Raw genomic sequence first — 11,590 nt, 5'->3', positions numbered from 1 at the left:
GCGGGGTGGAGCAGTCTGGTAGCTCGTCGGGCTCATAACCCGAAGGTCGTCAGTTCAAATCTGGCCCCCGCTACCAACTCTCATTTGAGTTTGCTGTGTGTGTTTTATTGGTGCGGGGTGGAGCAGTCTGGTAGCTCGTCGGGCTCATAACCCGAAGGTCGTCAGTTCAAATCTGGCCCCCGCTACCAACTTTCTTATTTTTAATCTTTTTCTTTTATATCCTGCTTAATTGCGGGTTTTCCTGTTTTTGGCATGAATTTATTTTCCCAATGTCTTCATTTTTTTAGTTGATATGGCCAGCTATTAAATCGACAAGAACTTACCACCTGCATTTGAAATGGTTACAGAGCGAATAGCATTCGCTCCATTTGGATAAATGATGGTGTATCTTTATAAAATCTTCATATTACAGTGTTGTTGTGTTCGCGCTATAAGTGTAATGTTCGTGGCGATTGAATGGGATGACTGAATATGAATAACAATAAAGATCCTCAAAATCCGTTCGAAGAGGGGCTGCAAAGGCAAAATGCCCGCAAGCAGCTGACCGAACTTCTGGGTAAAGAAACCGTTGACAGTTTACAGATTCGCTCTGACTACATGGGCTGGAGAGCGGTTCTCTCTTGTTGGGCAGTGATTTTTGCAGCAATGGGTGCAATCGTTTGGGCACAAGGGCAGACTTTATGGTTAGCCATTCCTGTGAGTATGGCAGCGTTAGCTCTTATTGGCGGGCGGCAGTTGGGGCTGGCCATCCTGATGCACGAAGCCTCTCACCGCTCATTATTTGAAAATTCCCGTTTGAATGATTCAGTAACCAGCTGGTTGTGTGGTTATCCGATCATGCTTCATCTCGAGAAGTACCGTAAACATCACGCACAACATCATACCAAAACCGGTTCTCAAGAAGACATTGATTACTCTTTGATTCGAAATTTTCCTACAACCCGAAAATCCATAATTCGAAAGTTTACCCGGGATCTTCTTTGTATTACCGGAATCAAAAATACTTACGGGTTGTTTTTAATGCATGCTGGAGTGTTGAAGTGGACAGTTGCAGCGGATGTTGAGCGTTTACCGAAGGATGGCAAGAAGCCCGTTGACTACCTTGCTCAGTTTGCTCAGGAAATCTGGCCGACTTTGTTGTGTAATCTGATTCTGTTCACTTTAGTCGCAACTCTTGGTCACCCAGAACTTTATTTGGCCTGGATCGTGGCCTACCTGATTCCTTATCCGCTGTTTATGCGTGTTCGCTCAATGGCAGAACATGCCATGACTGAGCAGGTTTCGGATATGTTGAAAAATACTCGTTCAACCCGGGCCGGCTGGATTGCTAGAGCACTGGTTGCGCCTTACCACGTTAATCATCATATAGAACACCATGCACTGGTTTCTGTTCCTTACTGGCAACTGCCACGGTTGCATAAACTTTTGCAGGAAAAAAAGGCCGTACCGGAACCATCAGGATATTGGGATGTTTTGAAGCTGGTTTCTTCCCGTGCCGCATAAGGGATAAAAGGGGAGGAGGTCATGTCAGAAGTTATTATTGATGGGTGGATGCAGCACCCCAGCCTGAGTTTTGCTAATCATGATATGTTCGCATCGTTGTGGCGCTGGAACAAAATAGAAAAATTCAAGTAACCTATTCCTCCGGAGTGGACGATTGCTGCAATCAAACAGGCGGGCGTCACAAAAGCTATGGCTTGTGCTTAGGGTTTGTTGAGGTTTTATTCCCGGTTTTTAGGGTCACTGAGTCGTATGCTTAATTGAGAACGCCCACGGCAGTTTTGTAGTTCTTGTAAAGCTTCTTCCAGATAGACTTTCCCAGTTGATCAAAGCGAACCATGGTTTGAACGTAGTGGCATCTTGCTGCTACATCAACCATCTCTTCTGGCAGCAGTGGATCGAAAGCAATGCAACGCAGGCTTTCATCACCTATAAGGTAGGATTCTTTTGCTGCTGTCTGGGCATCCATATCGTTTGCCCGGCTCATCCAATCTTCCATAATATTGCAGGCTTCCAGATAATGACTGGAAAGATGCTCGCAATCCCACAGAGACATGACTCTTTGGTTGGTTTCTTTATCGAGGTCAGTGAGTACCATTAGTTTGGCTTCCGGCTCTAGCCCCAGTTTCTCAAGGCGCTTTCGCAACGTTTTCGTTCCGCCTGCAAGGTTGTTAGGGCGAACCAGTAAGCCCTGCGCCAGTTCAGCAAAGCCAGCAAGATGTAGAATCCGCATGCGCTGGCGAAAGGCGGAGCGGTTCCCTCTTCCAAGGTGGGCAACAAAAACGCCAATCCATCGGCCATCCCAAGGGCAGACTTTCTCTTCCATATCCCGCCAGTGAGATAGGTCGTCGGCAAGGTTACGGGCGGCAGGCCCTAACTGATAATGTCCTCGGGAAGGGGTTTCCAGCATTTTGTCTGCCAGAAGGCGAGCCAGTGTAACTCGCGTACTGTTCTCGGTGACCTCAAATAACCGGCTTACTTGAATGATTACCTGAGAAGAAACCGGCTCTACGGCTTCCATCAACAGGTTCAGGATGAGGGTTTTGGGTTTGATCGCCAAGGGGAGTTCGTCCGGGTTATCTGCAGGGGCATTTTATTGGATACGTGAGTGGTTCTCAATTCAGGCACATCATCAGGTTTACAACTTTTATACTTTTCCGATAGATAAGTATGCAAGGAAGCAGCAAGTGCTTGAAAAACTTTTAACGGTTTCCCGGTATTTTGCCCGCGATAGGTAGAAGGATGCTTTTTCAGTATTTGATGATGTTGTTTCCCTTCACTTGCGTAAAGTAGTGCCATCCTCGCCTGGAGATAAGTTGTTCCTGTAGTATTTGAGTGGGCGAGATGATGATTTCGAACTCCTTGAAGAAGATGAAAGTGCTCAGACGCTGATTCGTATGTTGTCCAAGGTTTATCTGGAGCTCTGGGTGCGAGAAGCAGGTTTGAACAAACCGTTCGTGATCGCCATAAATAGTGCGGGCCTGACCGGGCCGACTATCGATTATTACAAGATTACCGGAGCAGGCACCTTCCTGAATATATCCGAGTTTGTCGACGATAGCAGGCAGAACGCCAAAGAGTGGGCGAGTGGCTGAACCCGGTTTACTCCCGGATAGCTAGGCAAGCCCTCATGTATTACACCCGTTGCGCCATTAGCCAGTGGGGCGTACACCACATAGGAATGCCCGGTAACCCAGCCCACATCTGCATTGCACCAATAAACGTCACCATCTTTGTAGTCAAAAACATATTGATGAGTCATCGCGGCATAAACCAAATAACCACCCGCGGTGTGCAAAACCCCTTTGGGTTTCCGGTTGAACCCGAGGTGTAAAGGATAAATAGAGGAACTTCCGGATTCACCACGGATTGCTGATACATTTCCCGGTAACGGGCATCATCAACCCAGGCCTGACAGGCCGTTTCCGGCTCAGCCGGATAGGTAGGGTACTCTGGCCATATCATCACCCACTAGGACTGGTTTCAGGGAGTATAGCCAGCAGTACCGAGGTTTATTGCTGTGAGTGCACTTTCAGAAGTGAGAGCCTGGAAGTTGTTACCAGCTAATAAGAAGCTTTTGACCGGTCGTGTTTCAGATAGTTTCCGCGCTTTAATAAAAAACGCCTGCACATAAAAATACTACATATCTCGCCTTTTTAACGGAGTTTCTCTGCTATTTTTATCCAGTTTATTGACACGGTGGTGGGTATGCGTGCTGTAAAAGTAATGATGTTAATCCTGGTGTTTTCAGGAGTGGCAGAGGCGGGAATGAAAGATGTTCCCCAATGGATGAGAGAGACTCACTGGACAGGATATTTCACTGGCTGCGGGCACAGACGAATGAACTTGGATGTCAACATCTATGATGATGCCCGTTATGTGTTAAGAATTCGAACCATACGTGGATATCCACCTCAGGATGGCTTCTATGGTGGATACATTAACTTTGATCCATTTTCTGGCAAGCTTCAGTTCAACCCTGAAACCAATTTTGAATGGTTCAGTGCATCCCGATTCTCAGGTTTTCCTGCGCCACTGAAAGCTTGGGATGTATGGATGTTTCCTCCCGGAATCGATTCTATAGAGGGGCAGGTTGGAAATTGCGGCAACTTCTATCTGTATCGGGCTTATCAGTAATCTTATTTGCAGCTGCTAACTATTCCAGCCAGGGCTTTGGCTGACCGGTTCAAAGGAAAGGTTTCGCTGCCGGTTTTTTTCTCAGACAGTGGAAAAACTACCTGGACGTTATTGCCAGAGGCAAAGTCAGTGATCAGTTCCTTTGGAATGTACGAAGAAGTAATGGCCATGGCGTGCCTTGAGGCGACGAGCGTCCAGGTGCGCTCCTGATCAACTCTCACCTTAACTTCAACCTGTTCCCGTATGCGGTATCGCTGGTTCGGAAGGTAGAGCGCGAGGGTCGGGCGGGAATCTTCGGAGCTGCAGAAAACTTCCAGCTCCCTGCCGTTTTTCTGAGTGCCAGAAACAGCTACCAAGTGTTGCAGTGAACCACTCTTGAAGGTCTCGTATTCCCAGATAGCAGATGCTTGTCCGGTACAGAAAAGTAAAGATAAAAACAGGGTGTGTATTCTGAGACGAGAAGGCATTACCGAAACCTGTACTTATTCTGTAGCTCAGGATCATAACACGGAGGTTTTGCGCAGCAAGGGCAGCATGCAGCGCAATATTCAGGAAATGTGAGAATTATTCGGGGCTGGCTTCTGAACCAGATTCATTAGAATTGGGCTCATCAAGCTCAAGCTGTTTCAGCGCGATAACCGCCTGAGTTCTATTGCGAACACCCAGCTTCCGAAAAATGGCTGTTACGTGAGCTTTGATAGTGGCTTCGGAAATATTGAGTTCCCAGGCAATCTGTTTGTTCAGCATGCCTTCGCCAATCATGCCCAGAACCCGGAACTGTTGAGGCGTGAGGGTAGTAATCTTCTCTTCAAGATCGCTTTTTCCCAGCTCAAAATCTTTAGACATATCGATGTTGTCAGGGATCCAGTTCTCACCCTTCATCACGTTTTGAATAGCTTCTTTGATCATCGACATGGATGAAGATTTTGGGATGAACCCGGCAGCGCCATAACCAAGAGCTTTGCGGATGACGACTTCATCATCCTGGGCGGAAATCACCACCACCGGCACCTTGGGGTACTGGCCGCGGATATAAAGCAGGCCGGAAAAACCATGAGCTCCTGGCATGTTCAGATCGAGCAATACCAGATCAGGGCTCTGCTTGTTTTCCAGAGCATCCTGAAGGGAGTCAATTGTGTCGGCTTCGGTAACGTCTGGCGAAGAATGCAGAGCCTGGTTCACGGCCGTCTGCAGAGCAGCCCGGAATAAGGGGTGGTCTTCAGCAATGATAACTCTGGTATCCATTGGACTTCTCTTCCCTGAAAAGCAATCTCCTCCGACTATAGCCTTTTCTGCTCTCAGTGGGTGCCGGTCTTGAAATTTGCGACCAGAGTAGGTTGTTGCTGAGGGATTTTCCCTTTGTAAGGGGCATAAAACGCCTGCAGATTGGCGATATCCTGCTGTTTATCCCCTGTGAGTTTATAGGCTGGACCAATCCCGGCCAGTTTTTGGGAAAAGTCCACATAGGCGGGAATTACAGGAACCTTTGCTTCCTGGGCAATGTGCCAGAACCCTGTTTTCCATTTGGTCACATGGGACCGGGTACCTTCAGGAGCCAGAGCCAAAACAAAGCGCTTGTGGCAGCAGAATGCAGCAGCGGCCTGGTTCACCAGATTACTGTTGCGCTCACGGTGTACAGGGATGCCACCGAGGTAGCGCATGATGGGCCCCATTGGGCCTTTGAACAGAGAACTTTTCCCCAGCCAGAACATCGGCATGCGCATCTGCAGGGCAACACCCATGAAGATGACAAAATCCCAGTTGCTGGTATGCGGAGCACCAATCATCACAAAACGCCGGGTTACAGGTTTCTGTCTTTTAACTTTCCAGCCAGTCAGTTTGAGAACTAGCCAAGCAAGGACGCTGAGTAGCTGACAGACAACAGGAGTATCAAATACAGTAATGCGCATAAATAATCCGGAGCGTCCGGTCTCTGTTTTAAAATCGGGAAATGTGGGAGATCATGAAGACCGGTAGAATGGAATCGTCATCAGAAAACCGTGCAGGAAATCTTTAACGTGTTATCTTCATCTGGCCAAAAGAACAGCAGCCAGCCACAACGTAAAATTATTCATGTGGATTGTGACTGCTTCTATGCGGCTGTTGAAATACGGGAAAACCCCCGACTGCAGGGAACTCCCGTAGCTGTTGGTGGATCGCCCGAGAGGCGAGGTGTGATTGCTACCTGTAATTATGAGGCGAGGGATTACGGTGTGCATTCTGCAATGGCATCAGCGTATGCTATTCGTCTTTGCCCCACGCTGAACATTCTTAAACCGCGTTTTGATCTTTACCGGCAGATATCCCGTCAGCTCCATGAAATTTTTTCTGACTATACCGATCTGATTGAACCTCTTTCTTTAGATGAAGCTTTTCTCGATGTAACCGAGGGCGGAATGTGTTGTGGAAGTGCCACCCTGATGGCTCAGGAAATCCGCAGGCGGGTGAAAGACGATATTGGTATAACAGTTTCTGCCGGAGTGGCTCCCAATAAGTTTCTGGCGAAGGTTGCCAGCGACTGGAACAAACCTGATGGCATACAAGTTATAACCCCGGCTGGGGTGGATGAGTTTGTTGCCGGGCTTCCGGTAAAAAAAATATTTGGTGTGGGTAAGGCAACTTCTAAGCGACTGGCTAAGTTAGGCATTGAAACCTGCGCTGATGTTCGGAGTTGGGAACAGGCAGAACTTTGCAAACGTTTTGGTGTGTTTGGTGAGCGGTTGTACCAACTCTCCAGAGGCATTGATAATCGCCCGGTTGTAACCAGTCATCGTCGTAAGTCTCTGTCTGTAGAACATACCTACGATGAAGATCTTCTCGATGATTTTGCAGTGTTAGATAAGGTTTCTGAGCTGCTGGCTGAACTGGCTGAACGCTATGAAAAAATTCACAATGAATACGCTATTACCAAGAGATTTGTAAAAGTAAAGTTTGGGGATTTTACTCAGACCACCATGGAAGAACCCTGTGCCCTGAGTGATAAAGAGCCCTTCAAAGAGCAGGCCTTTAGAAGGCTGATGAAAAAGGCTTGGGGGAGAGGGCGAAAAAGTGTGCGTCTATTGGGAGCCGGTGTTCGGCTCCATGACCTTAAACCTAAAGAGACTATCAGGCAGCTCGATCTTTTTGGGTAACTTCTGTTTCCACTTCGTTCTCTACTGCAGCTGGCTTCTTTTCCTGAAGCTTCAAGGCTAACACGATTCCAGCCAGCATAAGCGTGACAGCATTGGCCAGCACTACAGGGGTGTCTTGTATGTGCAGTCCATAGATCAGCCAGCACATAACCCCAAAAACAAACATCAAGTACATTTTCAGGGAAATGCCTGATGTGTCACGGGTTCTGAGGGTATGCAGAACCTGAGGGATAAAAGAGAATGTGGTGCAACAGGCTGCCAGAAAACCAATGCTGGAAATCATATAGGGCGTGATCAGCCAGATAATAGTTCCACTGCATAAAAAGAGAAGGCCTGTGAGTATGTGCTTATTCATTTATGGTTATCACAATATTGCCCGTTGACCCGGGCTTTAGAACGGTCGTGTGAGCTTCGCCCAGTTCTACCAGAGAAAAGGTTCTGGCAATTGAAGGTTTCAGGCTGCCACTGGCCAGACCGGCATAAAGGGCAGAATGAACGGCTTTCATCTCGGCCGGACTGGTATTAAACAGAGACATTCCTCGGATATCAGCATCTCGTTTCATCAAATCTCTCGGGTTTATGGTGACAGTTCCTTTGCTGCCAACTACTACAACCCGCCCGCCTGAACTGAGGGCGCTGAGATCATGCCCAAGATTGACATTGGCGAGCATTTCCAGAGCAATATTGACTCCTCGACCGTGAGTCCACTCCAGCAGATCCTCAATATGGTTGTCATCGTTATGATCCAAAACAAGCTGGGCACCCTGGTCTTTAATAAGTTGCCGACCAGCTTCCGTGCTGGCCGTTCCTATCACAGTTAATCCTGCAGCCACGGACAGTTGCACGGCTGCCAGGCCAACACCACCGCTGGCACCATGAACCAGCAGGGTTTCTCCGGGTTGAGCCTGCCCACGTTGAAACAGTGCCCGCCAAGCTGTTGCGCAGGGAATGCCGACACAAGCTCCTTCGATAAAACTGGTATTGTCCGGTAGTGGGTAAACCTGGGCTGTTTCACAGAGGGTGTATTCAGCACTGGAACCTGTCAGGCTGCCAGTGATGTAAACCCTGTCACCAACCTGAAAGTGATGATGGCCGGTGTCGCCGAGGGCTTCAATAGTGCCTGCGCCATCAATTCCCGGCGTATGGGGCATCTGGGCGGTATAACCGTTAGTGCCAGCACGGATATAGGTATCCACAGGGTTCACTCCCGCCGCATGCAGTTTTACGAGAATCTGCCCGGCGGACGGGGTGGGAATCTCAACGGCTTCCAGTTTGAGCTGATCAATATCACCGTGCTCATGCTGACGGATAGTTTTCATTGTCATGATTTTGGTACCTGTCCCGGATGGTGTTGAGAATACCTGTGGAGAGAGCGGAAGCAAATGGTGGATGAGTCAATATTTTCAATGTCATCAGCAGTTTGCCTGCTATCGCTCACTCTGGATGCAAGCCTGGGGTTTACGTAAGGAAAATGCCGTCTACATTAGAAGTAGACCGTTCTGGAGAGCGGTGTCATTAATACTTGACCGGTGTAGCGCAGTCTCCGGCAATGGCAAAGAAAGTGGCAGAATGACGTCGAGGAGTTGCCATGGAAAGGGAAGTGCGCCATCCATATATGTTTGCCCTGTGTGGGTTTGTCCTCTGTTTTATGTTTCTGGGAAGTCTGGTTCGGGCGGATGGATCTCTCCCTCCGAAAACCATGCCTATTTATCTCAACATGAGTGAAGCTCAGGAAGCTCGCCTGAAAGGCTTCATGCTTGTTTATGACAAGCCGGTCGATATGACATCCAGTGTTAGCACACGGGTATTTTCCGGAGATATTGGGGTTCAGTCAGTTGTTATGGGGGAGTGGATTGCTGTGAACCTTACGCTGATCAGCTCAATATTCCCCTGTAAGGATTACCAGAATCAACACCGTATTGAAGTGGGTAAAGGGGCGTTAAGTCAGGGGGTTGTTGTTACTCCCAGACTGACAGTGGAGGGAGACTCCACTGTCTGTCGTCTGGATATTATCGCTTCCGAGAACCGTTAAGCTGTTTGGCTCTTCCTGCGCTTTTGCATCAGTGCGATACCAAGCAATAGCAGAAGCGCGGGGATAAACATGAGCTGACGCGGTGGTCGGTCGTTGATTGTCTCAATGCTGAGAATTTCCCAGTCGAAGTCGATACCGGCTTTCTCGGCGGGGCTGGCGAAGCCGATATTGTCAACAATGGTCTTGCCATCGTCGTTGGTGATCAGCTCCAGTCCCATGTTGAACAGCCGGTCTTCGCCAGTTGTTTCCTCACCTACGGCAAGAAGAACGGTCTTTTCCTGATACTTACCTGAGAAATCTTCACCTGCTACCCGTAAACGCATATCTTCACCGGGAGCCACAGTCATCACCTGCTGAGAAATAGCACTGCCAGAATGTTGCTCATATTCTGGCCACGCCATATCCCACCAGAAGCCTGGGCGGAACAAGGTAAAGGCGATCAGCAGTAAACCAATAGTTTCATACCATTTGGTCTTGGTTAGCCAGAAGCCCTGAGTTGCGGCAGCGAACACAAGCATGGCACCAAGAGCGCTGAATATAGTCAGCAACAGTTCCCAGACACTACCTATATCAATCAGCAGTAACTGGGTGTTGAAGATAAACATGAATGGCAAAATGGCGGTTCGGATATCGTAGGTAAAACCCTGAATACCGGTCTGTATCGGGTTGCCTTTGGCAATCGCCGCCGCCGCGTAGGCTGCCAAACCAACCGGCGGCGTATCATCCGCCAGTATGCCAAAATAGAACACGAACAGATGTACAGCAATCAGCGGAACAATCAAACCGTGAGAGGCACCCAGGCTGACAATAACCGGAGCCATAAGACTGGAAACAACAATATAGTTGGCTGTTGTTGGTAGCCCCATACCCAGGATCAGGCTGATGATTGCTGTAAATATCAGCATTAACAGAACGCTTCCACCGGACACCAGCTCAACAAACTCGGTCATCACTTGGCCGATACCGGTGAGGGTAACAGTACCAACAACAATTCCGGCTGCTGCTGTCGCAACACCGATGCCGATCATGTTGCGGGAACCGGAAACCATGCCGTTAAACAGATCGGTCATGCCCTGGCGCACACCCGTCATGAGATCTGACGTACCACTGAAGAAACGCAGGATAGGGTGTTGAGTCAGAATAATGATGATCATAAACATCGTTGCCCAGAAAGCAGAGAGTCCAGGGGACAAGCGCTCTTTGCCAATACACCAGATCAATACGACAACGGGCAGAAGGAAGTGCAAACCGCTTAAAGCCGTTGTACGGATTCGGGGAGCGATCATAAGTTCATGGTCATCATGACGGTCAGGGAATTTGGCGGCCAGCCACAACAAAAGAATATATGTTGCAGAGACAAGCAGCCCGATAACCCAGAGTGATGCGTCTCCGGCAACATCTTTTATCCAGCCAATACCAAAGTACACCAGAGCACCTACAAGGCACATCGTCAGAAAGCCGCCCATAAACACCAGCAGCCATTCCGCCCGGCTTAGGTTGCGTTCTCGTGGCATGCCCTGCATTCCAGCCTTCACAGCTTCCAAGTGCACAATATAGAAAAGGGCAATATAGGAAATAGCGGCGGGCAGAATGGCATGTTTGATAACGTCGATATAGGGGATACCTACATATTCCACCATCAGGAACGCGGCAGCTCCCATAATCGGAGGTGTCAGCTGCCCATTGGTTGAAGCAGCCACTTCAATAGCGCCAGCTTTGGTTGCGGGGAATCCAACACGCTTCATCAACGGAATGGTGAAAGTTCCCGTTGTTACCACGTTGGCAATACTGGAACCGGAAATCACACCACTCAGACCGGAAGACACAACCGCAGCTTTTGCAGGCCCACCCTTCAAATGCCCGAGCAAAGAAAAAGACAGGCGAATGAAATATTGACCTGCACCAGCCTGTTCCAGTAAGGCACCAAACAATACAAACAGGAATACAAAGTTTGTAGAAACACCCAGCGCAACACCGAAAACACCTTCTGTCGTCAGCCAGAAGTGAGACATGGCTTTATTCAGGCTGGCCCCCTTGTGGGCAATCACATCAGGCATGTAAGGGCCAGCAAAGGTGTACAGAAGAAATACACCGGCAACAACCATCAACGGTGGCCCAAGAGCCCGACGGGTTGCTTCCAGAAGCAGAAGGATTCCTGTGACTGCAAAAACAATGTCGGTTGTGATGGGGGCACCAGGGCGATCGGAAAGAGCACTGTAGAAAATATAAATATATGCGGCAGCAAAGCTGCCTAACAGCGCTAGTACCCAGTCGTGTATTGGAATGTGCC

At 48.8% G+C, this 11,590-nt stretch carries 11 protein-coding genes, 1 tRNA gene and 1 pseudogene; 5 read left to right on the top strand and 8 right to left on the bottom strand.

Annotated elements, in window-relative coordinates; all coding sequences use genetic code 11:
• Positions 1-111: 111 nt before the first annotated feature.
• A tRNA-Met gene (locus QMA35_RS19635) sits at positions 112-188 on the top strand.
• A gap of 283 nt (positions 189-471) precedes the next feature.
• Positions 472-1,503 (top strand): fatty acid desaturase family protein, encoded by a 1,032-nt coding sequence (locus QMA35_RS19630; RefSeq protein ID WP_281648845.1) that lies wholly within the window; start codon positions 472-474, stop codon positions 1,501-1,503.
• Between the two features lie 253 nt (positions 1,504-1,756).
• Here QMA35_RS19630 and QMA35_RS19625 read toward each other — a convergent pair whose 3' ends face one another.
• Entirely contained in the window at positions 1,757-2,560 is an 804-nt protein-coding gene (locus tag QMA35_RS19625; protein ID WP_281648844.1) for a PaaX family transcriptional regulator, read from the bottom strand.
• 370 nt (positions 2,561-2,930) lie between these two features.
• A pseudogene (locus tag QMA35_RS19620) lies at positions 2,931-3,363 on the bottom strand (AMP-binding protein); the annotation flags it as partial.
• Positions 3,364-3,708: 345 nt separating this feature from the next.
• Here QMA35_RS19620 and QMA35_RS19615 point away from each other — a divergent pair.
• A complete protein-coding gene (locus QMA35_RS19615) occupies positions 3,709-4,137 on the top strand; it encodes a hypothetical protein (RefSeq protein ID WP_281648843.1) in 429 nt (142 codons plus the stop codon).
• 2 nt (positions 4,138-4,139) lie between these two features.
• Here the strand turns inward: QMA35_RS19615 and QMA35_RS19610 are convergent, their stop codons facing one another.
• The 3 genes from QMA35_RS19610 to QMA35_RS19600 form a co-directional block, all read right to left on the bottom strand.
• Positions 4,140-4,604: a hypothetical protein gene (locus QMA35_RS19610; RefSeq protein ID WP_281648842.1), complete on the bottom strand. Its 465-nt coding sequence runs from the start codon at positions 4,602-4,604 to the stop codon at positions 4,140-4,142.
• Positions 4,605-4,701: 97 nt separating this feature from the next.
• Positions 4,702-5,382 (bottom strand): response regulator transcription factor, encoded by a 681-nt coding sequence (locus QMA35_RS19605; protein ID WP_281648841.1) that lies wholly within the window; start codon positions 5,380-5,382, stop codon positions 4,702-4,704.
• Between the two features lie 53 nt (positions 5,383-5,435).
• Positions 5,436-6,047: a lysophospholipid acyltransferase family protein gene (locus tag QMA35_RS19600; protein ID WP_281648840.1), complete on the bottom strand. Its 612-nt coding sequence runs from the start codon at positions 6,045-6,047 to the stop codon at positions 5,436-5,438.
• Between the two features lie 108 nt (positions 6,048-6,155).
• On the opposite strand from QMA35_RS19600, the gene dinB reads away from it, so the two are divergent.
• Positions 6,156-7,268: a DNA polymerase IV gene (gene dinB, locus QMA35_RS19595; RefSeq protein WP_281648839.1), complete on the top strand. Its 1,113-nt coding sequence runs from the start codon at positions 6,156-6,158 to the stop codon at positions 7,266-7,268.
• On the opposite strand, the gene QMA35_RS19590 is transcribed toward dinB, so the two are convergent.
• Together QMA35_RS19590 and QMA35_RS19585 are read right to left on the bottom strand one after the other, a co-directional pair.
• A complete protein-coding gene (locus tag QMA35_RS19590) occupies positions 7,243-7,623 on the bottom strand; it encodes a SemiSWEET transporter (RefSeq protein ID WP_281648838.1) in 381 nt (126 codons plus the stop codon). The two genes, dinB and QMA35_RS19590, sit on opposite strands and share 26 nt — an antisense overlap.
• A complete protein-coding gene (locus QMA35_RS19585; RefSeq protein WP_281648837.1) occupies positions 7,616-8,593 on the bottom strand; it encodes an NADPH:quinone reductase in 978 nt (325 codons plus the stop codon). Before QMA35_RS19585 ends, QMA35_RS19590 begins: the two co-directional genes overlap by 8 nt.
• Positions 8,594-8,856: 263 nt before the next feature.
• On the opposite strand from QMA35_RS19585, the gene QMA35_RS19580 reads away from it, so the two are divergent.
• Positions 8,857-9,300 carry a hypothetical protein gene (locus QMA35_RS19580; RefSeq protein ID WP_281648836.1) on the top strand — a complete coding sequence of 148 codons (444 nt, stop codon included), beginning with the start codon at positions 8,857-8,859 and terminating at the stop codon, positions 9,298-9,300.
• Here QMA35_RS19580 and QMA35_RS19575 read toward each other — a convergent pair.
• The coding region (locus QMA35_RS19575) for a TRAP transporter permease (protein ID WP_281648835.1) at positions 9,297-11,590 on the bottom strand (2,294 nt) is incomplete at its 5' end. The genes QMA35_RS19580 and QMA35_RS19575 overlap by 4 nt on opposite strands.

The sequence above is a fragment of the Parendozoicomonas sp. Alg238-R29 genome, assembly GCF_947331445.1.
GTDB lineage: Bacteria > Pseudomonadota > Gammaproteobacteria > Pseudomonadales > Endozoicomonadaceae > Sansalvadorimonas.
The sequence above is the reverse complement of the archived record's forward strand: the minus strand, read 5'-3'. Positions and strand labels throughout refer to the sequence as shown.